This window comes from Pseudomonas sp. GV071, from assembly GCF_003050835.1.
Classification (GTDB): Bacteria; Pseudomonadota; Gammaproteobacteria; order Pseudomonadales; family Pseudomonadaceae; genus Aquipseudomonas.
The window spans coordinates 38,834-64,595 of the sequence record NZ_QAOJ01000015.1 but is presented as its reverse complement, the minus strand read 5'-3'; the positions used below and the strand labels follow the sequence as shown (position 1 = coordinate 64,595).

Here is a 25,762-nt window from a genome sequence, read left to right as displayed (position 1 = left end):
GGGAAAGCTCGGGCATCTGCGGCTTTAGTGGCACTCGGCCACGGCTTCGTCTTCAGTGACCAGACTGCCGCGCAAGGAATGCGGTCTGGCTTCGTCGATCCGTACGTCGGCGAACTGGCCGATCAGGCGCGGATTATCACAGCGGAAATTGACGATACGGTTGTTCTCGGTGCGCCCGGTGAGCTGGCCAGGGTCGCGTTTGGAGAAGTCATTGACCAATACGCGCTGGATGCTGCCGACCATCTGGCGGCTGATCTCGAAGCCTTGCTGGTCCAGCCGGTGTTGCAGACGCGCCAGGCGCTCGCGGTTGGTTTCCGCCGGGATCTCGTCCGGTAGATCCGCCGCCGGGGTGCCGGGACGAGCGCTGTAAACGAAGGAATAGGAGAAGTCGAAACCGACATCTGCCACCAGCTGCATGGTGTTTTCGAAGTCTTTTTCGGTTTCGCCAGGGAAGCCGACGATAAAGTCCGAGGTGATGCTGATGCCCGGCACAGCGGCCTTCAGCTTGCGGATCTTCGACTTGTACTCAAGCACGGTGTGGTTGCGCTTCATCGCCGCCAGAATGCGGTCGGAGCCAGCCTGCACGGGCAGGTGCAGGTGTTTCACCAGCTCCGGCACTTCGGCGTGGGCGCGGATCAGGCTGTCGGAAAACTCCAGCGGGTGCGAGGTGGTGTAGCGGATGCGGTCGATACCGTCGATGGCAGCGACCACACGGATCAGCTCGGCCAGGTCGGCGGTACGGCCGTCATGGGTGACGCCCCGGAAGCCGTTGACGTTCTGCCCCAGCAGGGTCACTTCGCGCACGCCGTGCTCGGCCAGGTGAATCACCTCGGCCAGCACATCGTCGAACGGCCGGCTGACTTCCTCGCCACGGGTATAAGGCACCACGCAGAAGGTGCAGTACTTGCTGCAGCCTTCCATGATCGACACATAGGCGCTGGGACCGTCGATGCGTGGTTCGGGCAGGCGGTCGAATTTCTCGATTTCCGGGAAGCTGACGTCCACCTGCGGCAGGCGGGTGATGCGCGCGGCGTCGATCATTTCCGGCAGACGGTGCAGGGTTTGCGGGCCGAACACCACGTCGACATAGGGCGCGCGGTCACGGATCGCCGCGCCTTCCTGGCTGGCCACGCAACCGCCGACGGCGATCACCATGTCCGGCTTGGCCAGTTTCAGCTCACGCCAGCGGCCCAACTGGGAGTACACCCGGTCCTGAGCGCGCTCACGAATCGAGCAGGTATTGAGCAGGATGACATCGGCGTCTTCCGCGCGGGCGGTGACTTCCAGGGCCTGATGTTCGCCCAGCAGGTCGATCATGCGCGAGCTGTCGTACTCGTTCATCTGGCAACCGTGGGTTTCGATATACAGCTTCTTGCTCATGCGGGCTCGAGGGGGCGGGTTCGAAGAACCGCGCATTATAGTGATGCGCGGCCACGCGGCCTAGCATTGCCTGCCGGGAGGCTATGCTATGATCCCGCCCCCGAAAATTTCCCACGGTTTATCTCCTTCTCATGAGCAAGCGTGAACCTATCTATAAGGTGATCTTCCTCAACCAGGGCCAGGTGTTCGAGATGTACGCCAAGCAGATCTATCAGAGCGATCTGTGGGGCTTTCTCGAGGTCGAGGAGTTTGTCTTTGGCGAGCGCACGCAGGTGGTGGTGGATCCCAGTGAGGAGAAGCTGAAGGCGCAGTTCGAGGGTGTGGTGCGCAGTTTTGTGCCGATGCATGCCATTGTGCGGATTGATGAGGTGGAGCGGTTGGGGACGCCGAAGATCAGTGAGGCGCGGCCGGGGACGGGGAATGTGATGCCGTTTCCGATGCCTATGCCGGATAAGTGATTTCGTTCGGTCTGCCTTTGTAGGGCGAATATCTGCGTAGCGGATATCCGCCGTTTCGCCTCCCTCGCAGGCGTCGTAGTTCTTCTTTATTGCGTGTGCTGAACGTTTGGTTTCGCCTCTTACAGGCGAGTCACTTTGCCAGTCGCGGCAAAGTAACCAAAACGCTTGCCCCGACCTCGGGTCTCCGCTGCGCTGCGACTCCCCTCGCTCCGGCGCTGCTCCAGGGGCCGGCGAGACGGGCCATCCATGGCCCATCACGCCTCTCGCGGCTCCCGGCCGCTCGACCCCTTACGCAGCGCCTGCACTCGGCCTTCGCTAACGGGGCGGGTGGATCAAAAGCCAGATCAAGATCACGATCAAAAGCCTGCGCGCTTTTCCCAGTAAGGGAGGAGGGCGGCCATCCGATTCGGCTGTATCCCCAATCCCCTTGCTGACTGTGCCTGTCGCCTTCCCTGTTTCACCTCCTACACTCCCTCTCTTGCCTGCCGCCCATCGAGCCTTTCCATGCGTCCGCGTGTTCCGCTGTTGCTCATTGCTGCTTTTGCCGCGCTCTACATTATTTGGGGTTCCACTTATCTGGCGATCCGCATCGGGGTGGAGACCTGGCCACCTTTGTTAATGGCGGCGGTGCGTTTTTTGATTGCCGGCAGCCTGATGTATGGCTACCTGCGTTTACGCGGTACGCCGGCGCCGACCTGGCGGGAGTGGCGCGCCGCAGCAGCGGTGGGCACCTTGTTGTTGGCGTTTGGCAATGGCGGGGTGACGTTGGCTGAGCATGCGGGGGTGGCCTCGGGGGTGGCGGCGTTGGCGGTGGCGACGGTGCCGTTGTTTACCTTGCTGTTCAGCCGTTGGTTCGGTCACAGCAATTCCAGGCTGGAGTGGGCCGGCATCGCGTTGGGCATGACCGGTATTGCCTTGCTCAATGTCGGTTCCAACCTGCAGGCCAGCCCGGCCGGGGCGGCGATGATTCTGTTTGCTGCGGCCAGTTGGGCGTTTGGTTCGGTGTGGAGCAAAACCCAACCCCTGCCCAACGGCCCGATGGCCAGTGCCACGGAAATGCTCGGCGGCGGCGCGGTGATGCTGGTGGGCAGCCTGCTCAGCGGTGAGCGCATGACGCAAATGCCTAGCGCCGCCGGCTGGGGCGCGTTGCTGTATCTGATCTTTTTCGGCTCGATCATCGCCTTCAGTTCCTACGTCTACCTGCTTAAGCACGTGCGCCCGGCGGCAGCGACCAGCTATGCCTACGTCAATCCGGTGGTGGCGGTGCTGCTCGGCATCGTCTTCGCCAATGAGCAGATCGGTGCCGAGGAGTGGCTGGCGATGTTGGTGATCATCAGCGCGGTGGTGCTCATCGGCCTGCCCCAGTGGCGCCGCCAGCCTGGTCAGGAGCAGAGGCGCCCGCCGGCCCAGGAGTAGCGTCTGGCGTCAGGCTCGCTAAGCTAGCTGAGCAAGCTCACGCAACGGAGGCAGTATGGGTGGTTGCAAGGCATGGCTGACTGGCCTGCTGCTGGGGATGGCGCTGGTCGGCACGCTGCAGGCCGCGCCGTTGAACCTCAGCAGCGAGGAGCGCGCCTGGGTGGCTGCGCACCCGGTGGTGCGCGTCGGCGTGCAAAGCGGCGGCTGGGAGCCGTTCGATGTGCTCGGCGAGCAGGGCCAGCACAGCGGTATCAGCGGTGATTACCTGGCCCTGCTCGGCCAGCGCCTGGGCATTCGTTTCGAAACCGTGCAACTGCCCACCTGGGGCGCAGTGCTGGAAGCCCTGCGCGCCGGGCAGATCGATCTGTTGCCCTCGGTGGCGCTGACCGAAGAGCGCAAGGCGCGCATGACCTTCACCGACGCCTACCTGGCCAGCAACAGCCTGATCTTCACCCGCCACGAGCTGCCCATTCGCACCATCCAGGACCTGGTCGGCAAACGGGTGGCGATTGAGCGCGGGTTTGTTACCGAAGACCTGCTGCGCGCCGCCGTACCGCAAGCGCAGCTGGTCGAGGTGGGCAGCGCCGAAGAAGCGCTGCGTGCGGTGTCCTCGGGCGGCGCCGATGCCTATGTCGGCAACATGATTGTCGCCAGCTACCTGGTGCGCAAACTCAGCCTGGCCAATATCGAACTGCGCGGCGAGTCCGGGCTGCTGCGCAGCGAGCTGCATTTTGCTGCGCGCCGCGACTGGCCGCAGTTGGTCGAGGTGCTCAACAAGGGCCTGGCCAGTCTCGACCGTGAAGAGCGCGAACAGATTCTCGACCGCTGGCTGCCGCCGCTGTCGGCCTTCAGTTGGCGAAGCCTGTTGCGCGAAGGCTGGCCGTACCTGCTCGGGGTGCTGGCGGCGCTGGTCGTAGTGGTGCTGTGGAACCGCAACCTGCGCTCGCAGATCCGCCAGCGGCAACTGGCCGAAGCCGAGGTGGTGCGCCAGCGCAGTACCTTGGTGGCGATCATCAACGCGATTCCCGACCCGATCTGGTTCAAGGATATCCAGGGCCGTTACCTGGGCATCAACCAGGCCTGCGCCGAACTGTTCGGCCACAGCAGTGAAGAGGTGCTGGGCAAGCGCGACCACGAACTGCTCAATCTCGACTGGGCGGCCAAGCGCGAGGAGCACGACTACACCGCGATCACCCGCGACAGCACCTACGAAAGTGAAGGCCGGGTGCGTTACCCCGATGGCCATTGGGTGGTGTTCGATACCCTGCGCACCATCTTTCGCGATAACCGCGGTGTGCCGCTGGGATTGGTCGGGGTGAGCCGCGACATCACCGCGCGCAAACAGGCCGAGGCGGCGATGGCCGATGCCAAGGAACTGGCCGAGGAGGCCGCGCGGTTGAAGTCGGATTTTCTCGCCAACATGAGCCACGAAATCCGCACGCCGATGAACGCCATCATCGGCATGGCCCACCTGGCGCAGAAAACCGAGCTGGACCCGCGCCAGCGTGGCTACGTCGACAAGATCCAGCAGGCCAGCCAGCACCTGCTGGGAGTGATCAACGACATCCTCGACTTTTCCAAGATCGAGGCCGGCAAGCTGGGCATCGAGCAGATCGACTTCAACCTGCAGCAGGTGCTGGAAAACGTCGCCAACCTGATCGGCGAAAAAGTGGCCGGCAAGCACCTTGAGCTGGTGTTCAACCTCGACCCCAAGCTGCCGTTGCAGTTGGTGGGTGACCCGCTGCGCATTGGTCAAATACTGATCAATTACGCCAACAACGCCGTGAAATTCACCGAGCGCGGGGAAATCGAGCTGCTGATCCGCGCCGAACAGCAGGATGCCCAGCAGGTGCAGGTGTACTTCGCCGTGCGCGACACCGGCATCGGCATCAGCCATGACCAGTTGGAGCGGCTGTTCGAATCCTTCCAGCAGGCCGACAGCTCGACCACCCGCAAATACGGCGGCACCGGACTTGGTCTGGCGATCTGCAAGCGCCTGGCCGAGGCCATGGGCGGCCGGGTCGGGGTACAGAGCCAGGCCGGGCGCGGCAGCCTGTTCTGGTGCCGTTTGCCGTTGGGCATCTCCAGCCAGGACCAACAGGTGCTGCAGGCCCAGCCCAACCTGCGCGGCCGCCGCGTGCTGGTGGTGGACGACAACGACAGCGCCCGCCGGGTGCTGCACGACATGCTGGTGGGCATGCGCTTTCGGGTGGAGACCGCGGTGTCCGGCAGCGCCGCCCTGCGCCAGGTGCAACTGGCCGATCAGGGCCGACCGTTCGACCTGGTGCTGCTCGACTGGCAGATGCCGGACATGGACGGCATCGAAACCGCCCGGCAGTTGCAGGGGCTCGAATTGCAGGCGCAACCGCGCATGCTGATGGTCACCGCCCATGGCCGTGAAGAGGTACTGCACGAGGCCCGCCAAGTGGGGGTCGACGATGTGCTGCTGAAACCGCTCAACCCCTCGGTGTTGCTCGACGCGGTGGTCAGCACCCTGGCCAACCGTGGCAATGGCCTGGTCCCGGCCCTTGAACCGGCAGTGGCCAACAACGGCTTGCCCAACCTGGCGGGCAAACGGGTGTTGCTGGTCGAGGACAACGAGCTGAACCGCGAAGTGGCCTGCGGCCTGCTGGAAGAAAGCGGCTTGCAGATCGAGCAGGCCGAGCACGGCGCGCAGGCGGTGGAAATGTTGTTGGCCAAGGACGCTGGCTATTTCGACCTGGTGCTGATGGACATGCAGATGCCAGTGCTCGACGGGCTTGCCGCCACCCGCCGCTTGCGCGCCGAACCGCAATTCGCCCACTTGCCGATCGTGGCCATGACCGCTAACGCCATGCCGGCCGACCGCGAGCGGTGCCTGGAAGCGGGCATGGACGACCACCTGGGCAAACCGTTGGACCCCGACCAGCTCTGGCGCACCCTGGCGCATTGGCTACGGGTGGATGCCGGAATGGTCAGTGAGCCCGTCGGCGCGGCGCCGCTACCTGCCTGGGAGTTGCCCGGTGTCGACCTGGCCAGCGGCCTGCGCCGGGTTCTGGGCAAGCCCGAGCTTTACCAGCGGCTGCTGCGCAAATTTGCCGGCAGCCAGAAAAATTTCAGCGCCCAGTTGCAGGTGGCACTGAACCAAGGCGAGGGCGAAGCTGCCGAACGTCTGGCCCATAGCCTCAAGGGCCTGGCCGGCAACCTCGGCGCGGTGGATCTGCAAACCCAGGCGGCGCTGTTGGAAACCGCGCTGAAAGATTCCCGCGCTGGCGACGAGCTGGCGCCGTTGATCAGTGAAGTGAACCAGAGCCTGCAGGCGTTGCTGCAAGCGATTGAGCAATTGTGGCAGACGCCGGACGACGAGCCGCCGGCTGCGGTAGATCCCGCGCAGCTGGAGGCGGTCTGTCAGCAGTTGGCCGGGCTGTTTGCCCATGACGACCCGCGCGCCGGCAAAGTGTTCGAAGCCCAGGCCGGATTGCTGCGCAGTGCTTTCGATGGTGATTACCCGCCACTGGCCGAGGCGGTTCGCTGCTACGATTTCGAACAGGCCCTGATGTTATTGCGGCAAACCAGTGAACAGCGTGGTTTGAGCCTCTAGGCCTCAACCTTGGACGACAGGAGATGGTATGGACGGGATACTCGACCGACCCGAGCAAGCGCTGGTGCTGGTGGTGGATGACACCCCGGAAAACCTCGAGCTGATGAGCGAACTGCTGCTGCCCAGTTACCGGGTGAAAGTGGCCAGCTCCGGGCTCAAGGCCTTGCGCATTGCCATCAGCAGCCCACCGCCGGACCTGATCCTGCTGGACATCATGATGCCGCTGATGGACGGCTATGAAGTGTGCAAACGCCTCAAGGCCGACCCGCAGACCCGTGATATCCCGGTGATCTTCCTCACCGCCAAGACCGAGGTGGCCGATGAGCAGCACGGCTTCAGCCTGGGCGCGGTGGACTACATCACCAAACCGATCAGCCCACCGCTGGTACTGGCGCGGGTCAAAGCCCAGCTGCAACTGAAAGCCGGCGCCGACTTTCTGCGCGACAAGAGCGAGTACCTGCAACTCGAAGTGCGCCGCCGCACCCGTGATATCGAAAAGCTCCAGGAAGTCACCATCGAAGCCATGGCCGGCCTGGCGCGCATGCGTGAGAACCCCGGTGGCGGGCATCTGGCGCGTATCGAACCGTACATGGTGGCGCTGGCCACTGCCCTGGTGGCCCAGCAACCGGCCCTGGCCGAGGAGCTGACGCCAGTGCGGATCAGCCGTCTGGGCAAATCGGCGATGTTGCATGGCATCGGCCGGCTGACCTTGCCCGACCGCATTCTGCATCCGCTGGTGCCGTTGGAAGCCGCCGACCTGGAAATGCTGCACCGCCACGCCGAGGCTGGCTTTGCCGCGCTGCAGGCCGCCGAAGACAAACTCGGCAGCACCGAAAGTTTTCTCACCGACGCCAAACACATCGTCCACAGCCAATACGAATGCTGGGATGGCAGTGGTTATCCACAGGGCCTGCGCGGCGAGCAGATACCTCTGCCAGCACGGCTGATGGCGGTGGTGGGGCGCTACGAAGAACTGACTGCCCACCACCCCTACCGGCAAACCAGCAGCCACGCCGAAGCGGTGGAACGGATCAGCGCCGGCAGCGGCACCGAGTTTGACCCGATGGTGGTGATGGCCTTCCTTGGCGCTGCCGATGAATTCTGCAGTTTGGCCCTGGGGCTGGCGGATGACACGGCGGCGATCAATTCTGATCTGCAGCGTTTGGATGAATCGTTTGGCGAGACCATTGAGTTGACCTTGCCGCAGGAGTCAGCCTGAAGTTTTTGGGTTGCTTATGCGAGTCTGGATTCCGGCCTATGCCGGAATGACGGCGAAAGGTACAAAAACCTCCGTCATTCCGGCGCAGGCCGGAATCCAGAATGTTGGAGCTGAGGGTTAATTTGCGACAGTAAAACGCTTACGCAACTGCTTGCCCTGCTCCAGCTCATCGACAATCGCCACCGCCAGGTCTTCCACGCTGATCCCCGCTGGTGCCGCGCCATCCATTAATAGCTCCTCGCCACCCACGCGGTATTTGCCGCTGCGCACACCCGGCTGCAACAAGGCTGGCGGCGACAGGAAGGTCCAGACCAGCGTCGGCTCATCACGCAATTGGTTCAGGTGCTGCCGTGCACCCTCGGCGCCGTTTTTGTAAGCGGCAGGGAAGTCCGGGGTGTCGATCAGTTGCAGGCCCGGCGCCACGTACAAACTGCCGGCCCCACCGACCACCAGCAGGCGGCTAACTTCAGCCTGCTTGCTCGCCGCCGCAATCGCGGCGCTGCCTTTGAGGAACAGCGGCAGGATGTCGGCCTTGTCCCAGCCCGGATTGAAGGCGCTGACCACGGCGTCATGGCCCTTGAGCACTGGCGCCAGGGCGGCGGCATCGTAGGCATCGGCTTTCACCGCAGTGAGCTGGGCATGGGCCGGCAGTTTTTCCGGGTGCTGAACAATACCGGTGACCGCGTGGCCACGGTTCAGAGCTTCTTGCAGTACAGCTGCACCAACAAAGCCGCTGGCACCGATCAAGGCGATTTTCATGGGTGTCTCCAAGTGAGTGATGAACTGGTCGCCATCATCTGTGATGGGTAAAGGTCGGAGAAATAGGCTAAAAAGGCTTAAACAGTTAAGCGGTGCTTAAGAATGGAGCAGCTAAAACGCATGGCGGTGTTCGCCACGGTGGTGGACAAGGGCTCGATGGTGGCGGCTGCCGCCGAGTTGGGCATGACCTCCTCGGCGGTCAGCCAACAGATCAGCAAGCTGGAGGCCAGTACCCAGGTCAGCCTGCTGCACCGCACCACCCGCAAGCTCACCCTGACCGAAGCGGGCGCCACCTTTTATCGCAGCTGCGCCCAGGTGCTGGCGCTGGCCCAGGAGGCCGAGCAGCGCCTGCTGGAATTGCGCGACGCGCCGGTGGGTGAGCTGCGCATCGCCGCCCCGGTGGGTTTTGCCGGCGGGCGCCTGAGCCGGGCGCTGGCGCCGTTGCTCGCCGCGCACCGGCAGTTGCGTCTGAAGGTGTTTTTCGATGATGAGCAGGTCGACCTGATCGAGCAGCGTATCGACATCGCCCTGCGTATCGGCCGCCTGGAAAACTCCAGTTTGGTGGCCCGCCATGTGGTCGATTGGAATGCCGTGCTCTGCGCTTCGCCGGCCTACCTGGCGCAGCATCCGCCGCTGGAAACCCCTGAGCAGCTGCAACACCTCGACTACCTGAGCCTGAGCACCCAGCACCTGCCCCAGCAGCTGGTGCTGCACAACCGCCAAGGCGAGGAGCGGCGGCTGAAACTGGAAAGCCGGATCAGTTGCAACAACATGATCGCCGCCCGCGAATTCACCCTGGCGGGCATGGGCCTGTCGATCCAGCCGGAACCGGAGGTGCGCGGCGAGCTGGCCAGCGGTCGCCTGCAGCGGGTACTGCCGGAATGGCAGCACGCAGCGCTGCCCATTTATTTGGTCACCCCGCGGCGCGATGCGCAGCCGGCGAAAGTGCGCTATGCCATAGAAGCGCTGAAGCAGAATTTGCAGCGCGGGTAGGGCTGTGCAGCGGCAAAATGCGCCGCAACATTTCATCCAGAAGCCACTCCACATGCCAACGATTTGCCCTCCGTCGCGTTCCCAGGGTCGGCATCTGCGGCGGGCTGTGAGAGGATGGGCCGCAGCCGGCCTTCGCGCTCTGGCATGCCCACCGACCTCTGGCAAAAAAGGACCCTTGATAAAAGCTGATGAAGACTCCCAAACGCATTGAACCCTTGATTGAAGATGGCTTGGTCGATGAGGTGCTGCGCCCGCTCATGAGCGGCAAGGAAGCAGCGGTCTATGTGGTGCGCTGCGGTAAAGAGTTACGTTGTGCCAAGGTTTATAAAGAGGCGAACAAACGCAGTTTTCGCCAGGCGGCCGAATACCAGGAGGGCCGCAAGGTCCGTAACAGTCGGGACGCCCGGGCCATGGCCAAGGGCTCCAAGCACGGGCGCAAGGAGCAGGAAGAGAACTGGCAGAACGCCGAAGTCTCGGCCCTGTTCCGCCTGGCCAGTGCCGGTGTGCGGGTACCCAAGCCTTTCGACTTCCTCGACGGCGTGCTGTTGATGGAAATGATCGCCGGTGCCGACGGCGATGCCGCGCCGCGTTTGAACGACGTGGTGATGGAGCCCGAAGAAGCCCGCGAGTACCACGCCTTCCTGATCCGCCAGATCGTGCTGATGCTGTGCGCGGGCCTGGTGCATGGCGACCTCTCGGAATTCAACGTGCTGCTGGATGCCAACGGCCCGGTAATCATCGATCTGCCGCAGGCGGTGGATGCGGCCGGCAACAACCACGCGTTCAGCATGCTCGAGCGCGACGTTGGCAACATGGCTGCCTACTTCGGGCGCTACGCCCCCGAGCTCAAGCAGACCCGCTACGCCAAGGAAATGTGGGCGCTCTACGAAGCCGGCACCCTGCACCCGGCGAGCGTGCTCACCGGTGAGTTTGCCGAGGAAGAAGAGAGTGCCGACGTGGGTGCGGTGATGCGCGAAATCGAAGCGGCGCGGTTGGATGAACAGCGCAAGCAGGCTGCTCGTGCCGACGCCGAAGGCCCGGCCAAAACCGACGAGCCACCACCGCCGCCTTGGTTGCAGTGAGTTTTTAAAGCCAAAAGCATCGCGGCTGAAGCCCCTCCCACAAGGATCACCTATCCATGTGGGAGGGGCTTTAGCCGCGATGCTCTTGATCTGCTCTGCCCAACAAAATCCCCATCTGTATCCATACATACCCCCCTCTAGCTGCTAGCGTAGGCCCCAGTTTTTCTGGAGCCCTGCCATGCCTTTACGCCACGCCTTGCTTGCCTTGTTGGTCACCCTGATCTGGGGTGTGAACTTCGTGGTGATCAAGGTCGGCCTGGAGGATTTTCCACCGCTGCTGTTCTGCGCCCTGCGGTTTGCCCTGGCGGCGTTGCCGTTGCTGATTCTGCGTGGGCCGATGCCGGCGCCGTGGTGGCGGATCATGCAGATCGGCTTGTTGCTCGGGGTGTTCAAGTTCGGTGTGCTGTTTGTCGGCATGCACTTGGGCATGCCGGCGGGGCTGTCGTCGCTGGTGCTGCAAAGCCAGGTGTTCTTCACCATTCTGATTGCCGCTGTAATGCTCGGCGAACGCCCCAGCCACCGTGCGCTGGCGGGCTTGGCTCTGGCCGCCAGTGGTCTGGTGTTGATCGGTTGGCAGCGGCCGCTCGGCGATAGCTTGCTGGCCTTCGCCCTGGTGGTGTTCGCCGCGCTGATGTGGGCGTGCGCCAACATCGCCACCAAGCGCTCCGGCGCCACCGACATGCTGCGCCTGATCTGCTGGATCAGTCTGATTCCACCGCTGCCGCTGCTGGCGCTTTCCTATGTGTTCGAAGGACCGGCCGCCATCAGCTTCGCGCTCACCCACTTGAGCCTGCGTGGTATTGCCGCACTGCTGTTCATCGCCTTTCTCGCTACCACCGTCGGCTTTGCCATCTGGAGCTTTCTGCTGCGCCGTTATCCGGCCAGCGTGGTCACCCCGTTTGCCCTGGCAGTGCCGGTTTCCGGGCTGTTGGCCGGTTGGCTGCTGCTTGATGAGCAACTCAGCCCGCTCAGTTGGCTGGCCTGTGCGCTGGTGTTTGTCGGCCTGGCGGTGACCGTGTTGCCCAAACGCCGGGCTTGACCACTCGGTCTTGGCGGCCGAAGCTTTCGCCTTCGGTTTTTTGTGCGGGGAAATAGCAATGCAGGGCAATAACGAAGTCGTCGAATACCTCAAGGATCTGCTGCGTGGCGAACTGTCCGCCCGTGACCAGTATTTCCTGCATTCGCGCATGTACCAGGACTGGGGCTTCACCAAGCTCTATGAACGCATCAACCACGAGATGGAAGAAGAGACCCAGCACGCCGATGCCCTGCTGCAGCGCATCCTGTTTCTGGAAAGCACCCCGGACATGACCGCCAAGCCGATGTTCCCAGGCAGCTCTGTGCCGGACATGCTGCGCGCCGACCTCAAGCTGGAATACGAAGTGCGCGCCGCCCTGAGCAAAGGCGTGGCCCTGTGCGAAACCCACAAGGACTACATCAGCCGCGACATCCTGATTCTGCAACTGCAGGACACCGAGGAAGATCACGCGTACTGGCTGGAACAGCAGCTCGGCTTGATCGACCGCATCGGCCTGGAAAATTACCTGCAGTCGCAGGCGTAATACCGCATTAAATTCATCGCGGCTAACGCCCCTCCCACATGGACGCTCGATCCATTGTGGGAGGGGCGTTAGCCGCGATGTTTTTCAGGGGCAACAGCCCTTCTCCAAATCTTTCAATATCGGGCAATCCGGGCGGTCATCGCCGTGGCAGGTCTGCACCAGGTCGTGCAGGGTGTCGCGCAGGCTGGTGAGCTCGTCGATCTTGCGGTTCAGCGCATCGATATGGTCGCGGGCCAAGGCTTTGACGTCGGCGCTGGCGCGCTGGCGGTCTTGCCAGAGGGTTAACAGTTTGCCCACTTCTTCCAGGGAAAACCCCAGGTCGCGCGAGCGTTTGATAAAGGCCAGGGTGTGCAGGTCTTGCGGCTGGTAGTGGCGGTAGCCGGCTTCACTGCGATGGGCCGGCTGCAGCAGGCCGATGCTTTCGTAGTAGCGGATCATCTTGGCGCTCAGCCCTGAGCGTTTTGCTGCTTGGCCGATGTTCATTGATCGTTCTCCTCAAAGTCGGGCTTCCAGCGTTTCAACAGCAGCGCATTGCTCACCACGCTGACGCTCGACAGCGCCATGGCGGCGCCGGCCAGCATCGGGTTGAGCAGGCCGAAGGCGGCCAGCGGAATGCCCACCAGGTTGTAGATAAAGGCCCAGAACAGGTTCTGGCGGATCTTCGCGTAGGTGCGCCGGCTGATCTCCAGCGCCGCCGGCACCAGGCGTGGGTCGCCGCGCATCAGGGTGATGCCGGCCGCCTGCATGGCCACATCAGTGCCGCCGCCCATGGCGATGCCGACGTCGGCGGCGGCGAGTGCCGGGGCGTCGTTGATGCCATCACCCACCATGGCCACGGTGGCTTGCTGTTTCAGGCCGTTGATCAGGGCTGATTTTTCTCCCGGCAATACCTGGGCGTGCACCGAGTCGATGCCTAATGCTGTGGCCACCGCCTGGGCGCTGCCCTGGTTATCGCCGCTGATCAGGTGGCAGGTGATTTGCCGCTTGCGCAGGTTGGCGATAGCCGCTGCCGCGCCTGGTTTAAGACTGTCACCAAAGGCCAGTAAGCCGAGCACCTGTGGCGTTGGTTGCAGCTCCAGCAGCCAGGACAACGTGCGGCCCTCGGCTTCCCAGGCGCTGGCCTGCTGGTCGAAATGCTCGCCCGGCAACTGGCTTTCTTCCAGCAGGCGGCGGTTGCCCAGGGCCAGCTCGCGGCCATCAACCGTACCGGCAATGCCGCGCCCGGCCAGTGCGCGGTTGGCGCTGACGCTTGGCAGTGGCAGCTGGCGTTCGCTGCAAGCCTGCAACACCGCCTTGGCCAGCGGGTGTTCGCTACCGCGCTGCAGGGCGCCGGCCAGGCTGAGCAGTTCGCTGTCGTTGTGGCTGGCCTGCAGGTGGACGATTTGCGGGCTGCCGGAAGTCAGGGTGCCGGTCTTGTCGAAAGCCACCACGCTGACCTTGTGGGCGATCTCCAGGGCGTGCGCGTCCTTGATCAGAATGCCGTGTTTGGCCGCCACCCCGGTGCCGGCCATGATCGCCGTCGGCGTGGCCAGACCGAGGGCGCACGGGCAGGCGATCACCAGCACGGCCACAGCGTTGAGTAGCGCGGTTTCTATCCCGGCACCGGCTAACAGCCAGCCGGCGAGGGTGAGCAGGGCAGCGCCGATCACCACTGGCACGAACACCTGGCTGACCCGGTCCACCAGTTTCTGGATCGGCGCCTTGGCGGCCTGGGCGTCTTCCACCAGGCGGATGATCCGCGCCAGCACGGTCTCGCCGCCCAGCGCCTGGGTGCGCACCAGAAGCCGGCCTTCGCCATTGATGGCGCCGCTGGTGACCGGGTCGCCGGGCTGTTTTGCCTGCGGCAGGCTTTCGCCGCTGATCAGCGCTTCGTCGGCATGGCTCTGGCCTTCCACCACCTCGCCGTCCACGGCAAAGCGCTCGCCGGGTTTCACCACGATCAGGTCGCCGAGGGCGATGGCGCTGATCGCCACCCGTTCTTCCGCGCCATCACGCAAACGCACCGCACTGTCCGGGCGCAGCGCTTCGAGGGCGCGGATGGCGCTGGCGGTCTGGCGTTTGGCGCGGCTTTCCAGGTATTTGCCGAGCAGCACCAAGGCGATCACCACCGCGGCTGCTTCGAAATACAGGTGCGGCATGGCGCCTGCCGGTGCCGACCACCACTGGTAAAGACTCAGGCCGTAAGCCGCGCTGGTGCCCAGGGCCACCAGCAAATCCATATTGCCGGCACCGGCGCGCAGGGCTTTGTAGGCGGCGACATAAAAGCGCGCACCGAGGATGAACTGCACCGGGGTGGCCAGCGCGAACTGCACCCAGGCCGGCAGCATCCAGTGCAGCCCCGCCCACTCCAGCAGCATCGGCGCCATCAGCGGTAGCGCCAGAACCAGCGCCAACAGCACCGCCCAACGTTCGCGTTGCAGCTGGCGCTGTGGGTCTTGCTGGGGTTGGGCATCGCTGATCACGCTGGCGCTGTAACCTGCGCTTTTGACCGCGGCCAACAAGGGCGCCGCGTCGCTGCTACCGACCAGTTCGAGATGGGCGCGCTCGGTGGCCAGGTTGACGCTGGCGCTTTTCACCCCGGGTACCTGGGCCAGGGCACGCTCGATACGGCCGGCGCAGCTGGCGCAGGTCATGCCGCTGATGGCCAGCTCCAGGCGTTGGCTGCTCACGTTGTAACCCGCGCCGTGCACGGCTTCGATAAGACGTGGAAGGGCGTCGGCGGGGGCTTGGATACGTGCGTGCTCGGTAGCCAGGTTGACGCTGGCTTGCTGAACGCCGGGTACGGCTTGCAAGGCGCGTTCGACGCGGCCGGCGCAACTGGCGCAGGTCATGCCCTGGATGGGGAGGTCGAAAGCGTGGAGGCTGGACATGGGCGATCTCCGTTGAGTTCGTCCACAGGATCAACCTTGACCCCTGGGTAAGGTCAAGCCCTAGCGCTTTTGGTCGGTGGATCAAGAGCTCGCGGCTGAAGCCGCTCCTACAGGGGAAACGCGGATCGGCAAAAGGAGGGCATCTATTGGTTCAGGGGCGGTGACTGCAGCAGGTACAACCCCGTGGTATTCAACCCAATCCGATACCGGCGAATTTCTCCCGGAATCAGGTCCACCGAAATACTGCTGGTCTGGCTGATCCCCGGCGAACACACCCCTGGGCCCAACAACCCCAAACGCACCGAAATCGCCCCCGGCGGCAAGTTGAACGCCACCGACTGCCCTTGCCACAACCGCGCCGCCAGTTGGTCCTGCAGGTACAGGCCGATGTCGCAAGGACTCCCCACTTCCAGCCGCTCGCGGGAAATGATCAACACCCCGTAACCGTCCGACTGCGGCGTCGGTGCTTCGGCGAATTCGGCGTGGGCAAACGCCGAGGTGATCAACAGCCAGGCAAACAGAAAGGCGCGCATGGTCAGGCTCCAGCAGCAGATACCACCTAGGTTAGTTGCTCAACGGCCATTCGCGGGCCAGGCCGCGGAAGATCGCATCGATCATCGGTCCTGCCTCTTGCTCCGGGCGGTACAGCTCGGGGTCGCGCAGGTAATCGCTGAACAAGCCAATGACCATCCCGTGCAGGGTGAGTGCGGCCAGACGCGGCGTCATGCTCGGCTGCAAGTGCGCAGCGGCGCGTTGGAACAGCGCTTCGCAGAGGTCGATGAACTGGCGCACGAAGGCGTTGTGGCGGTCTTCGGCTTCGCGCAGGTCATCGGTGAACTCACAGCGAAACAGCAAGATGGTCATGATCCGTCGCTTCTGTTCGTCGTGGACCAGGTTGACCAGCGCATCCACGCAGATATCCCGCAGGGTCTGCAGTGGCTCGCGGCGATTGTCGGCCGACAGCAATTCGGCCATTTGTTCGGGCGGCAGGCGCACCTGATTGAGCATTTCGTGGAACAGGTGCGCCTTGTTTTCAAAGTGCCAGTACACCGCGCCGCGGGTGACGTCGGCGGTCTTGGCGATCTGGTCGAGGGTGGTGTGGCCCACGCCTTTTTGCAGAAACAGCATCTCCGCGGCCAGCAAAATGGCGCTGCGGGTTTTCTCTGCTTCTTCTTTGGTTCTTCGCATGGCGGTTGGGCTATTTCTGTCTAGGCTCTGTTCAGTTAGAGCGGGCGTGAGGGGCATTGTAGTGCCTGCGGGGACTTTACAAACACTCCTGTATGTATCGACCAGCTCTGGATCATCTTTATTTATCTGATGCGCTTGGTCATGGAGACCGTTATGCCGTACGCCTTGTCTTCGTTTGTCGTGCCTCTTTCCTTGATAACCCTGAGCTTGTTCGGCACCGTCAGCCAGGCCGCCGATGCGCCTGCTGCGCCCGCGCCGCCACCACCGGAAGTGACAGTGGAAGTGGCCAAGGCGGAAACCTTCCCGATAGTGCTGGAGTATTCCGGGCGTACGGCGGGTTACCGGGAAGTGCAGGTGCGGGCGCAGGTCAGCGGCATTCTGCAGCAGCGCACGTATGAGGAGGGCAGCAAGGTCAAGGCTGGGCAGGTGCTGTTTCGCATTGACCCGCGTCCCTACCAGGCGGCGCTGATGCGCGCTAACGGCGCGCTGGCGCAAGCGCAGGCTCGCTACCGGCAGACCGACCGCGACCTGAAACGGATTCGCGAACTGCAGAAGAAAGGTTTCGCCAGTGAAAGTGAGCTGGATAATGCGGTGTCCAATTTCGAGCAGAGCAAGGCCAACGTCGAAGCCGCTAAGGCCGACGTGGAAACCAGCCAGATCAACCTCGATTACACCACCGTGGTCGCCCCCATCTCCGGCATCACCAGTAAGCAGACCGTGTCCGAGGGCAGCCTGGTAGTAGCCTCTGATCCCAATGCCAGTTTGCTCACCCAGCTCACGCAACTCGATCCCTTGTATGTCAACTTCGCCTACCCCGACACCGCTGCGGAACGCCTGCGCGAGGGCGTGCAGAGCGGCAAGGTGTCGATGCCAAGCGACGGCAAGCTGTTTGCTCAGCTCAAGTTCGGCGATGGCAGTGACTACCCGCTCGAGGGGCGAGTGGACTTTACCGACAGCTTCGTCAGCAGCGGCACCGGCACCGTGAGTGCCCGGGCGGTAGTGCCCAATCCCAATCAGAACTTGCTCCCGGGCCAGTTCATGCGGGTGGTGATCAAAGGGTTGACTCGGGCCAACGCCATTACCGTGCCGGAACGTGCGTTGTTGCAGGGACCCAAGGGCACGTTCGTGTACGTGGTTGATGAACAGGGGTTGGCCCATGCGCGGCAGGTGACAACCGGCCCCACCTCGGAGGGGCGCTGGGTGATCGAAGCGGGCCTCAACGTAGGCGACAAGGTGATTGTCGAGGGCGTGCTCAAGGTCCGTCCGGAGTCGCCAGTCAAAGCCAGCGAGGCCAAAGCGGCTAGCGACCAACCTGCGAAACAAGCTTAAGGAGCGTTGCCGTGATTTCTCGCTTCTTTATCGATCGACCGATCTTCGCCACGGTGATCTCCGTGGTTATCGTGCTCGCCGGGCTGTCGGCCATGCGCTCGCTGCCTATTTCCCAGTACCCGGAAATTCTGCCGCCGCAGGTGGCGGTCAGCGCCAATTACCCCGGCGCCAGTTCCCAGGTGATCGCCGAGACCGTGGCGGCGCCGCTGGAGCAGGAAATCAACGGCGTCGAGAACATGATCTACCAGCTGTCCAACTCCGACAGCAGCGGCGCCATGAGCCTGAACGTGTACTTCCAGGTCGGCACCGACCCGGACCAGGCCACCATCGACGTCAACAACAAGGTGCAGGCGGCGCTGGCCAAGCTGCCGGAAGAGGTACGCCGGCAAGGGGTGAAGGTGGAGAAGAAATCCTCCGACATCCTGCAGGTAATTACCCTGTATTCGCCGGACGGTTCCCGTGACCCGATCTTTATCAGCAACTACGCGCTGATCAACGTGATCGACGAACTCAAGCGTCTCAAGGGCGTGGGCGACGCCAGCCAGTTCGGCTCCAAGGACTACTCCATGCGCATCTGGCTGCGGCCGGACAAACTGGCGCAGTACAACCTCACGCCCACCGATGTGGTCAGTGCGATTCAGGAGCAGAACTCGCAGTTCGCAGCGGGCAGTTTTGGTCGCCAGCCGCTGACCAAAGAGCAGGACTTCACCTATACGGTGACCACTCAAGGGCGGTTCGCCGACCCGAAAGAGTTCGAGAGCATCATTCTGCGTTCCGATACCACGGGAGCCAGTTTGCTCCTCAAGGATGTCGCCCGGGTGGAACTGGGGGCGCAGGACTACTCGCTGATGACCAGCCTCAATGGTCAGCAGAACGCCGCCTTTGGTATCTACCTGCAACCCGGTGCCAACGCTCTGGACACTGCCAAGGCCGTGAGCGACACCATGGAGCGCCTGGCCAAACGGTTCCCCTCGGGGATGACCTACAAGATCCCCTACGACACCACCAAGTTTGTGAAGGTCTCCATCGAGGAGGTGATCCACACCTTCTTCGAGGCCTTGGTGCTGGTGGTGCTGGTGGTGTTCATTTTCCTGCAGAACTGGCGCGCCACGCTGATTCCGGTGCTGGCCATTCCGGTGTCGCTGATCGGCACCTTTGCCGGCATGTACATGCTTGGCTTCTCGATCAACCTGCTGACCTTGTTCGGCCTGGTGCTGGCCATCGGCATCGTGGTCGACGATGCCATTGTGGTGCTGGAAAACGTCGAGCGGGTGATGCGCACCGAGAAGCTGCCGCCACGCGAGGCGGCGATCAAGGCCATGGAGGAGGTAACCGGGCCGATCATCGCTATCGTGCTGGTGCTCTGTGCGGTGTTCATTCCGGTGGGCTTCCTCGGTGGCCTGGCAGGGCAGATGTATAAACAGTTCGCCATCACCATTGCGGTGTCGGTCGCGGTTTCCGGGCTGGTGGCGCTGACCTTGTCGCCGGCGCTGTGCGCTTTGTTGCTCAAGCCCGAGCACAAGGAACCGGCGGCTCCGTTTCGCTGGTTCAACACCTTCTTCGACAAGGCCACCGCTGGCTATAGCCGAGGGGTGGTGTTCTTCCTCAAACGCTCATTTATTGGCTTGCTGCTGTTTGGCGGCATGATCGCGCTGATGGTGGTGCTGTTCGGGCGGGTGCCCAGCTCCCTGGTGCCGGATGAAGACCAGGGTTACGTGCTCAACGCCTATTTCCTGCCATCAGCCGCGTCGCTGACGCGCACCGAGAAGGTCACCAGCGATGTCACCGAGCAACTGATGAAACACCCGGCCGTGCAAGACGTGGTGACTTTCGCCGGTTTCGACGTGCTCACCTTCGGCACCCGCAGCAACGCCGGGGTGTCGTTTATTCCGCTGAAAGATTGGAGTGAGCGCACCACCGAGGAGCTGGACGCGCGCAACCTGCCGCGCGCCTTCATGGGCATGGGTGCGTCGCAGAAAGACGCGATGGTGATGACCTTCAACCCGCCACCGATCACCGGCATGAGTACCACCGGCGGCTTCGAAGCGTATATCCAGGACCGCAGCGGCGGCAGCAGTGAACAGCTGGAGCAGATGGTTCACAAGTTCATGGCCGCGGCGGCCAAACGCCCGGAGCTGGCGGGGGTGAATACCACCTTCAACGCCGAGGTGCCGCAGTACTACATCGACCTCGACCGCACCAAGGCGCGAGCCCTGGGCGTGGCGATCAACGATGTGTTCACCGCCATGCAGACCACCTTCGGCAGCTACTACGTTAACGACTTCAATCTTTACGGCCGCACCTGGCAGGTGAGCTTGCAAGCCGAGGCGGAGTTCCGCAGAAAGCCCGAAGACCTCAGTCAGGTGTATGTGCGCTCCTCGGTTACCTCGGAGCTGGTGCCGCTTTCGTCCTTGGTCAGCGTGCGCCGTATCCTCGGCCCGGACAGCTATGCGCGCTTCAACGTCTACCCAGCGGCGAAAGTCCTCGGCGGACCGGCACCGGGCTATAGCTCGGGGCAGGCGCTGGAAGCGATGCAAGAAGTAGCGGATGAAACGCTCGGGGCTGACTACACCTTGGGCTGGATCGGCCAGGCGTATCAGGAACTGGCCTCCCAGGGCTCGGGTAGCACGGCGTTTATCTTCGGCCTGGTAATGGTGTTCCTGATTCTCGCCGCTCAGTACGAACGCTGGACCTTGCCGGTGGCCGTGGTCACCGCCGTGCCCTTTGCGGTGTTCGGCGCGATTCTGGCGGTGTGGCTGCGCGGCATTCAAAACGACGTGTACTTCCAGGTCGGCCTGGTGACCCTGATCGGCCTGGCGGCGAAAAACGCGATTCTGATCGTCGAGTTCGCCGTGCTCTGTCGCCAGCAAGGCATGAGCATTTACGATTCGGCGCTGGAGGCGGCCAAGCTGCGCTTCCGGCCGATCGTGATGACCTCGCTGGCATTCATTCTTGGTTGCGTGCCATTGGCCATCAGCACCGGCGCCGGTTCAGCCAGCCGTCACTCGATTGGTACCGGGGTGATCGGCGGCATGCTGGCGGCGACCTTGCTGGCGACTTTCGTGATTCCGATGTTCTACCTGCTGGTGGAAACGGCCTCGGCGAAATTGAGCAAGAAAAAGCCGAAGCAAGCGGATAGCCCGGACGCACATTAGCGCTGCTTGTTAAAAGCTCGCGGCTAAAGCCCCTCCCACAAAAGCGCACGATCCTTGTGGGAGGGGCTTTAGCCGCGATGCCTTTGATCTTTGTGGCGAGATCGTTAGCCTGCTATTGGTGTACCATCGTCGGCCGCGTTTTTCTTCCGCCGCCGGACCGTTCATGAATTTACGTATTTTGCTGATTCTCGGTGCCCTGAGCGCCTTCGGCCCTCTGGCCATCGACTTCTACCTGCCGAGCTTCCCAACCTTGGCCCATGCGTTCGGCACCGATGTCGAGCATGTGCAACTGACCTTGGCCGCCTATTTCAGCGGCCTGGCCATTGGCCAATTGGTCTACGGGCCACTCACTGACCGTTTCGGCCGGCGTCTGCCATTGCTGGTGGGCGTGGTGCTGTTCACCCTGGCCTCGTTCGCCTGCGCCATGGCGCCGAACCTGGAATGGCTGATCGGCGCGCGCTTTGTCCAGGCCCTCGGTGGCTGTGCCGGCATGGTGATTTCCCGCGCGGTGATCCGCGACCTCTGTGACCCGCTGGCCTCGGCCAAGGCGTTCTCGCAACTGATGCTGGTGATGGGCGTGGCGCCAATCCTCGCGCCGTTTGGCGGTGGCGTGCTGCTCAACCTGTTTGGCTGGCAATCGATCTTCTACTGCCTGACCGGCTTCAGCGTGTTGTGTCTATTGGGCGTGGCGTTGTGGTTGCCGGAGACCATCCCGACCGGCATCGCCCGCCCACCGCTGCGCGGTGCCTTTCGTCAATACGCCAAGCTGCTCGGCGACGGCCAGTTCATGGGCCATGCCCTGACCGGTGGCGTGGCCATGGCTGGCATGTTCGCTTACATCGCCGGGTCGCCGTTCGTGTTCATCGAGCTGTATGGCGTGCCGCCGGAGCATTACGGCTGGCTGTTCGGTGGCAACGCGGCGGGCTTCATCGTTACGGCGCAGGTCAACGCACGGCTGTTGCGCCACCACGGGCCGGGTTACTGGCTGGTGCGAATTGTCTGGTTGTACCTGCTGTTCGCCCTGATCCTGCTGGCGGTCACGGCGTTGCGCCCGACCCAGCTATTGCCGCTGATGCTGCCGCTGTTCTGCTTTATCGCCAGCCTTGGCTGCATCATTCCCAACGCCTCGGCCTGCGCCATGGCGGGGCAGGGCAGCCATGCCGGCAGCGCCTCGGCAATGCTCGGTTGCCTGCAGTTCAGCGTGGCAGCTGGCGCGGCCAGCCTGGTCGGCATCCTGCACGACGGCACGGCCATGCCGATGGCGCTGGTGATCAGCGGCTGTGGGGTGTTGGCGATGGTGCTGGCGCAGGTGACGTCGCGCAGCGCGAAGAGCGTGCCGTTCGGTGTCTTGTAACGGCACGCAGCGTAGAAAGCCGCGCGGCTTAGCCGGCGGCGCGTTGTTCGACCAGCGGTAGCTGGTGGGGGGCTTTCAGACGGGCTTCCAGGGTATTCACGAACTCGCGGGCCTGCGCCTCACTGCGAAAACTCACCGCATGCTGGTCCATGCGAACTTGCCAAAGCGGGCCTTGCGGCGTGGAGAGCGTACGAACAAGAATTTTCATGCCTGCCTCCTGCTGGTGGGAAAAGTCGAGGAAGTTGCAGTCTAGTCCTGAGCGCTGAATTGTCTTTGACCGAGATCATTCGAGCGACACACGGTCAATAGTCCCACCCAAAGCATCGCGGCTTCAGCCGCGATGCTTTGGGTGCTCAGAAGCTTTCCAGGACAATCTTGCCCTTGGCCTTGCCGCTTTCCAGCAGGGCATGGGCGCGGCGCAGGTTGGCCGCGTTGATGCTACCGAAGTGCTCGCCCACCGTGGTTTTCAGCGTGCCGGCGTCAATCAGCTCGGCCACCTGGTTGAGCAGGCGGTGCTGCTCGATCATGTCGGCGGTTTCGAACAGTGAGCGGGTGTACATGAACTCCCAGTGCAGCGACAGGCTCTTGCGCTTGAGCTGGGTCACGTCGAGGCTTTTCGGGTCGTCGATCAGCGCCAGCTTGCCTTGAGGCGCCAGGGCTTCGATCAACTGGGCGAAATGCTGGTCGGTGTTGGTCAGGCTGGCCACGTGGGTGACCTGGCCGACGCCGATGCGCTTCAGCTCTTCAGCCAGCGGCTTGCTGTGATCGATCACGTGGTGGGCGCCCAGTTCGCGTACCCAGTCCTGGGTCTCGGGGCGCGAGGCGGTACCGATCACGGTGAGATCGGTGAGCTGACGGGCCAGCTGCACCAGAATCGAACCGACGCCACCGGCGGCGCCGACGATCAGCAAGCTCTGCTTCTTACCGCTGTTGCCCTGCGCCACCTGCAGACGCTCGAACAGCAGCTCCCAGGCGGTGATGGCGGTCAGTGGCAAAGCGGCGCTCTGGGTGAAGCTGAGGTTTTTCGGCATATGGCCGACGATGCGCTCGTCCACCACGTGCAGTTCGCTGTTGGCCCCGGCACGGTTCAGGGCGCCGGCGTAGAACACCTTGTCGCCGACCTTGAACAGGGTGACTTCGCTGCCCACGGCCTTGACCACGCCGGCCACGTCCCAGCCCAGCACCTTGGCTTCGCCGTTTTCCGGCGCCACGTTCTTGCGGATCTTGGTGTCCACCGGGTTTACCGAAATCGCCCGTACTTCCACCAGCAGGTCGCGGGGCAGCGGGGTAGGCGTGGGCAGTTCGATGTCTTGCAAGGCGGCTTCGTTATCGATGGCCAGGGGTTGGTAATAGGCAATGGCTTTCATGGGTACGGCTCCAAATAAAGAGGGGCAATGGATGGTCAGCATGGTCGGCTATTTCGCTGGTGGGAAAAACAGCGTAGAAGCTGAGGCTCTTTCAACCTGCCGTTGATAATCGCCTTGCCAAGGACCTCGACCATGCTGCGCCTGGATGACCTGCACATCGTTGTACGTACCGCCGACCTCGGCAGCCTGTCGGCGGCGGCGCGCGACCTGGACGTGTCGCCCGCGGTGGCCAGTGCGGCGCTCAAGCGCCTGGAGCAGGAGCTGGAGGTTCGCCTGTTCGCCCGTTCCACCCGCAGCCTGCGCCTGACCCCCGAAGGCGAGCAGTTTCTCGGCTATGCCCGCGCGGCTCTGCAAAGCCTAGACGAAGCCCAGCAGCAATTGGCGGGCAGGAAGGTAGACATTAGTGGGGTGCTGCAGATTTCCGCGCCCTCGGATTTCGGCCGCAACGTGCTGCTGCCCTGGCTCGACGAATTCCAGCTGGAACACCCGCAACTGCACGTGCGGCTGCTGCTCGGTGACCGCAACGCCGACCTGTTTCGCCAGCCGGTGGACATCGCCATCCGCTACGGCGCCCCGGAAGACTCCAGCCTGGTGGCGCTGCCCCTGGCGCCCAACAACCGCCGCGTGCTTTGCGCCTCGCCGACCTATTTGCAGCAACACGGCGAACCGCTACGCATCGACCAACTGGCCCAGCACAACTGCCTGCTGTACATGCTTGGCGGGCGCTTGCACGAGCGCTGGCGTTTTATCGATGGCAAGCGCGAGCTGAGCGTGACGGTGGGCGGCAATCAGGTCAGCGACGATGCCGACGTGGTGCGCCGCTGGGGCGTGGCCGGGCGTGGGGTGATGTACAAATCGTGGCTGGACGTGGCCGCCGATGTGCAGGCCGGGCGCCTCAAGGTGTTATTGCCGGAACTGCGTGGCGAGCCGGCGGCGCTTAACCTAATCTGCACCCATCGCGCCCAACTGAGCAAAACGGTGTACCTGCTGCGTGAATTTATCCAACAACGCTGTAGCCAATTACTTAGCGCCAAGCCCGGGGGCAGCTAGCCCCTGCGGCAATCCGGGGCTTGTCAGCGCGTTTTGCAGTGGTAGAGTCGCGGCCATGAAACCGTCCCTGACCAACCGCTCACTGCTGGCCTGGCTGCTGTACTTCAGCGTGCTGTTCAACGTGCTCGCCTGCGGGATCGGCCATGGCCAAATGCTCGGCTTGAGCCTGAACGGTTTTGGCGGGGCGTTTTGTTCGGCAGACAACAGCTCCGGTCCCACCCTGGATTCAGGCAGCGGTTCGGTCAACGACGCCAGCGCCACCACCCCGTTCAATTGCCCCCTGTGCGGCGCCGTCAGCCTCGGCCTGGCCCTGCTGTTCTGCCTGAGCTGGTTGCTGCGCGAACGCCGTGATTGCTTACCCAGTTTCGAACCCCGCAGCAAAGCCCCGCCGCGTTACTCCTGGCCCTCGGCCAACCCCCGCGCTTCTCCGCTCTGAACCCAGGTCCATTGCTGTCTGTGCCTGTGTGTTGTCGTTGCCTTTCGACTGTTCGGAGAATTCTGATGAGCTTGTTTAAATCGCTGTTCGCTGCTGCCGCCCTGCTGACCCTTTCGTTCACTGCCATGGCCCATGAATACCAAGTGGGCGAGCTGCACATCGACCACCCGTGGTCGCGCGAAATGCCGCCCACCGCGCCGACCTCGGCGGTGTATTTCATCATCCACAACAAGGGCGCCAGCGCCGACCGTTTGCTCTCGGTGGACACCCCGGTGGCCGGCAAGGCCGAGATGCATGAACACATTGACCAGAACGGCCTGATGAAAATGCAGCAGGTGCAGTTCGTCACCGTGCCAGCCGGCGGCGAAGCCACCTTCGCGCCGATGGCTTACCACGTGATGCTGTTCAACCTGAAACAGCAGGGCAAGGATGGCGAACGTTTCCCGCTGACCCTGCATTTCGAGAAAGCCGGTGAGGTGACCGTGCAAGTGGCCGTGCAGAAAGAAGCACCGGCCGAACAGCACGATATGTCCCAACACAAAAACTGAACGCCGGGGGGCGCAC

At 63.2% G+C, this 25,762-nt stretch carries 22 protein-coding genes; 14 read left to right on the top strand and 8 right to left on the bottom strand.

Annotation, left to right across the window (positions count from 1 at the left end; genetic code table 11):
* Positions 1 to 24: 24 nt before the first annotated feature.
* Positions 25 to 1,380 carry a tRNA (N6-isopentenyl adenosine(37)-C2)-methylthiotransferase MiaB gene (gene miaB, locus C8K61_RS23605; RefSeq protein WP_108098792.1) on the bottom strand — a complete coding sequence of 452 codons (1,356 nt, stop codon included), beginning with the start codon at positions 1,378 to 1,380 and terminating at the stop codon, positions 25 to 27.
* Between the two features lie 131 nt (positions 1,381 to 1,511).
* Between miaB and C8K61_RS23600 the strand changes: the two genes are divergently transcribed.
* The 4 genes from C8K61_RS23600 (at position 1,512) to C8K61_RS23585 (ending at position 8,053) form a co-directional block, all read left to right on the top strand.
* Positions 1,512 to 1,838 carry a DUF1820 family protein gene (locus C8K61_RS23600; RefSeq protein ID WP_108098790.1) on the top strand — a complete coding sequence of 109 codons (327 nt, stop codon included), beginning with the start codon at positions 1,512 to 1,514 and terminating at the stop codon, positions 1,836 to 1,838.
* A gap of 504 nt (positions 1,839 to 2,342) precedes the next feature.
* Complete coding sequence (gene yedA / locus C8K61_RS23595; protein WP_108098788.1) at positions 2,343 to 3,254, top strand: drug/metabolite exporter YedA; 912 nt, start codon at positions 2,343 to 2,345, stop codon at positions 3,252 to 3,254.
* Positions 3,255 to 3,309: 55 nt separating this feature from the next.
* Positions 3,310 to 6,834: a response regulator gene (locus C8K61_RS23590; protein ID WP_108098786.1), complete on the top strand. Its 3,525-nt coding sequence runs from the start codon at positions 3,310 to 3,312 to the stop codon at positions 6,832 to 6,834.
* 28 nt (positions 6,835 to 6,862) lie between these two features.
* The gene (locus C8K61_RS23585; protein WP_108098784.1) at positions 6,863 to 8,053 is read left to right on the top strand and encodes an HD domain-containing phosphohydrolase; all 1,191 of its coding nucleotides are present in this window, start codon (positions 6,863 to 6,865) and stop codon (positions 8,051 to 8,053) included.
* A 117-nt stretch (positions 8,054 to 8,170) separates the two neighbouring features.
* Here C8K61_RS23585 and C8K61_RS23580 read toward each other — a convergent pair whose 3' ends face one another.
* Positions 8,171 to 8,812 (bottom strand): NAD(P)-dependent oxidoreductase, encoded by a 642-nt coding sequence (locus C8K61_RS23580; RefSeq protein WP_108098782.1) that lies wholly within the window; start codon positions 8,810 to 8,812, stop codon positions 8,171 to 8,173.
* 102 nt (positions 8,813 to 8,914) lie between these two features.
* Here C8K61_RS23580 and C8K61_RS23575 point away from each other — a divergent pair, with 102 nt between their 5' ends.
* From C8K61_RS23575 to bfr, 4 genes are all read left to right on the top strand, one after another.
* Positions 8,915 to 9,805, top strand: a complete 891-nt coding sequence (locus tag C8K61_RS23575; protein WP_108098780.1) for a LysR family transcriptional regulator — start codon at positions 8,915 to 8,917, stop codon at positions 9,803 to 9,805.
* A gap of 188 nt (positions 9,806 to 9,993) precedes the next feature.
* The gene (locus C8K61_RS23570) at positions 9,994 to 10,887 is read left to right on the top strand and encodes a PA4780 family RIO1-like protein kinase (RefSeq protein WP_108098778.1); all 894 of its coding nucleotides are present in this window, start codon (positions 9,994 to 9,996) and stop codon (positions 10,885 to 10,887) included.
* A gap of 178 nt (positions 10,888 to 11,065) precedes the next feature.
* Positions 11,066 to 11,926, top strand: a complete 861-nt coding sequence (locus C8K61_RS23565) for an EamA family transporter (protein WP_108098776.1) — start codon at positions 11,066 to 11,068, stop codon at positions 11,924 to 11,926.
* 58 nt (positions 11,927 to 11,984) lie between these two features.
* A complete protein-coding gene (gene bfr / locus C8K61_RS23560) occupies positions 11,985 to 12,449 on the top strand; it encodes a bacterioferritin (RefSeq protein ID WP_108098774.1) in 465 nt (154 codons plus the stop codon).
* An 84-nt stretch (positions 12,450 to 12,533) separates the two neighbouring features.
* Here the strand turns inward: bfr and cueR are convergent, their stop codons facing one another.
* The 4 genes from cueR to C8K61_RS23540 form a co-directional block, all read right to left on the bottom strand.
* Positions 12,534 to 12,932 carry a Cu(I)-responsive transcriptional regulator gene (gene cueR, locus C8K61_RS23555; RefSeq protein ID WP_108098773.1) on the bottom strand — a complete coding sequence of 133 codons (399 nt, stop codon included), beginning with the start codon at positions 12,930 to 12,932 and terminating at the stop codon, positions 12,534 to 12,536.
* On the bottom strand, positions 12,929 to 15,319 hold the full coding sequence (locus C8K61_RS23550) for a heavy metal translocating P-type ATPase (RefSeq protein ID WP_108098771.1): 2,391 nt from the start codon (positions 15,317 to 15,319) through the stop codon (positions 12,929 to 12,931). Before C8K61_RS23550 ends, cueR begins: the two co-directional genes overlap by 4 nt.
* A 143-nt stretch (positions 15,320 to 15,462) precedes the next feature.
* Positions 15,463 to 15,852 carry a hypothetical protein gene (locus C8K61_RS23545; protein ID WP_108098770.1) on the bottom strand — a complete coding sequence of 130 codons (390 nt, stop codon included), beginning with the start codon at positions 15,850 to 15,852 and terminating at the stop codon, positions 15,463 to 15,465.
* Between the two features lie 31 nt (positions 15,853 to 15,883).
* Positions 15,884 to 16,507: a TetR family transcriptional regulator gene (locus tag C8K61_RS23540; protein ID WP_108098768.1), complete on the bottom strand. Its 624-nt coding sequence runs from the start codon at positions 16,505 to 16,507 to the stop codon at positions 15,884 to 15,886.
* Between the two features lie 153 nt (positions 16,508 to 16,660).
* On the opposite strand from C8K61_RS23540, the gene C8K61_RS23535 reads away from it, so the two are divergent.
* From C8K61_RS23535 to C8K61_RS23525, 3 genes are all read left to right on the top strand, one after another.
* The gene (locus C8K61_RS23535) at positions 16,661 to 17,836 is read left to right on the top strand and encodes an efflux RND transporter periplasmic adaptor subunit (protein WP_108098766.1); all 1,176 of its coding nucleotides are present in this window, start codon (positions 16,661 to 16,663) and stop codon (positions 17,834 to 17,836) included.
* Positions 17,837 to 17,847: 11 nt separating this feature from the next.
* Entirely contained in the window at positions 17,848 to 20,991 is a 3,144-nt protein-coding gene (locus C8K61_RS23530) for an efflux RND transporter permease subunit (protein ID WP_108098764.1), read from the top strand.
* A 163-nt stretch (positions 20,992 to 21,154) separates the two neighbouring features.
* The gene (locus tag C8K61_RS23525) at positions 21,155 to 22,345 is read left to right on the top strand and encodes a multidrug effflux MFS transporter (RefSeq protein ID WP_108098762.1); all 1,191 of its coding nucleotides are present in this window, start codon (positions 21,155 to 21,157) and stop codon (positions 22,343 to 22,345) included.
* 28 nt (positions 22,346 to 22,373) lie between these two features.
* On the opposite strand, the gene C8K61_RS23520 is transcribed toward C8K61_RS23525, so the two are convergent.
* Both C8K61_RS23520 and C8K61_RS23515 read right to left on the bottom strand, forming a co-directional pair.
* On the bottom strand, positions 22,374 to 22,553 hold the full coding sequence (locus C8K61_RS23520) for a hypothetical protein (RefSeq protein ID WP_108098760.1): 180 nt from the start codon (positions 22,551 to 22,553) through the stop codon (positions 22,374 to 22,376).
* 145 nt (positions 22,554 to 22,698) lie between these two features.
* Entirely contained in the window at positions 22,699 to 23,712 is a 1,014-nt protein-coding gene (locus C8K61_RS23515; RefSeq protein ID WP_108098758.1) for a zinc-binding alcohol dehydrogenase family protein, read from the bottom strand.
* Between the two features lie 132 nt (positions 23,713 to 23,844).
* Here C8K61_RS23515 and C8K61_RS23510 point away from each other — a divergent pair, with 132 nt between their 5' ends.
* From C8K61_RS23510 to C8K61_RS23500, 3 genes are all read left to right on the top strand, one after another.
* Positions 23,845 to 24,762: a LysR family transcriptional regulator gene (locus tag C8K61_RS23510; RefSeq protein ID WP_108098756.1), complete on the top strand. Its 918-nt coding sequence runs from the start codon at positions 23,845 to 23,847 to the stop codon at positions 24,760 to 24,762.
* A gap of 55 nt (positions 24,763 to 24,817) precedes the next feature.
* Positions 24,818 to 25,198, top strand: coding sequence for a DUF2946 domain-containing protein (locus C8K61_RS23505; protein ID WP_108098754.1), 381 nt, complete (start codon positions 24,818 to 24,820; stop codon positions 25,196 to 25,198).
* Positions 25,199 to 25,263: 65 nt separating this feature from the next.
* Positions 25,264 to 25,746 (top strand): copper chaperone PCu(A)C, encoded by a 483-nt coding sequence (locus C8K61_RS23500; protein WP_108098752.1) that lies wholly within the window; start codon positions 25,264 to 25,266, stop codon positions 25,744 to 25,746.
* Positions 25,747 to 25,762: the final 16 nt, after the last annotated feature.

Bases quoted from the DNA above. Each gene is read 5' to 3' on its own strand.
- miaB (WP_108098792.1), bottom strand. From the start codon at position 1,380: ATGAGCAAGAAGCTGTATATCGAAACCCACGGTTGCCAGATGAACGAG.
- C8K61_RS23600 (WP_108098790.1), top strand. From the start codon at position 1,512: ATGAGCAAGCGTGAACCTATCTATAAGGTGATCTTCCTCAACCAGGGC.
- yedA (WP_108098788.1), top strand. From the start codon at position 2,343: ATGCGTCCGCGTGTTCCGCTGTTGCTCATTGCTGCTTTTGCCGCGCTC.
- C8K61_RS23590 (WP_108098786.1), top strand. From the start codon at position 3,310: ATGGGTGGTTGCAAGGCATGGCTGACTGGCCTGCTGCTGGGGATGGCG.
- C8K61_RS23585 (WP_108098784.1), top strand. From the start codon at position 6,863: ATGGACGGGATACTCGACCGACCCGAGCAAGCGCTGGTGCTGGTGGTG.
- C8K61_RS23580 (WP_108098782.1), bottom strand. From the start codon at position 8,812: ATGAAAATCGCCTTGATCGGTGCCAGCGGCTTTGTTGGTGCAGCTGTA.
- C8K61_RS23575 (WP_108098780.1), top strand. From the start codon at position 8,915: ATGGAGCAGCTAAAACGCATGGCGGTGTTCGCCACGGTGGTGGACAAG.
- C8K61_RS23570 (WP_108098778.1), top strand. From the start codon at position 9,994: ATGAAGACTCCCAAACGCATTGAACCCTTGATTGAAGATGGCTTGGTC.
- C8K61_RS23565 (WP_108098776.1), top strand. From the start codon at position 11,066: ATGCCTTTACGCCACGCCTTGCTTGCCTTGTTGGTCACCCTGATCTGG.
- bfr (WP_108098774.1), top strand. From the start codon at position 11,985: ATGCAGGGCAATAACGAAGTCGTCGAATACCTCAAGGATCTGCTGCGT.
- cueR (WP_108098773.1), bottom strand. From the start codon at position 12,932: ATGAACATCGGCCAAGCAGCAAAACGCTCAGGGCTGAGCGCCAAGATG.
- C8K61_RS23550 (WP_108098771.1), bottom strand. From the start codon at position 15,319: ATGTCCAGCCTCCACGCTTTCGACCTCCCCATCCAGGGCATGACCTGC.
- C8K61_RS23545 (WP_108098770.1), bottom strand. From the start codon at position 15,852: ATGCGCGCCTTTCTGTTTGCCTGGCTGTTGATCACCTCGGCGTTTGCC.
- C8K61_RS23540 (WP_108098768.1), bottom strand. From the start codon at position 16,507: ATGCGAAGAACCAAAGAAGAAGCAGAGAAAACCCGCAGCGCCATTTTG.
- C8K61_RS23535 (WP_108098766.1), top strand. From the start codon at position 16,661: ATGCCGTACGCCTTGTCTTCGTTTGTCGTGCCTCTTTCCTTGATAACC.
- C8K61_RS23525 (WP_108098762.1), top strand. From the start codon at position 21,155: ATGAATTTACGTATTTTGCTGATTCTCGGTGCCCTGAGCGCCTTCGGC.
- C8K61_RS23520 (WP_108098760.1), bottom strand. From the start codon at position 22,553: ATGAAAATTCTTGTTCGTACGCTCTCCACGCCGCAAGGCCCGCTTTGG.
- C8K61_RS23515 (WP_108098758.1), bottom strand. From the start codon at position 23,712: ATGAAAGCCATTGCCTATTACCAACCCCTGGCCATCGATAACGAAGCC.
- C8K61_RS23510 (WP_108098756.1), top strand. From the start codon at position 23,845: ATGCTGCGCCTGGATGACCTGCACATCGTTGTACGTACCGCCGACCTC.
- C8K61_RS23505 (WP_108098754.1), top strand. From the start codon at position 24,818: ATGAAACCGTCCCTGACCAACCGCTCACTGCTGGCCTGGCTGCTGTAC.
- C8K61_RS23500 (WP_108098752.1), top strand. From the start codon at position 25,264: ATGAGCTTGTTTAAATCGCTGTTCGCTGCTGCCGCCCTGCTGACCCTT.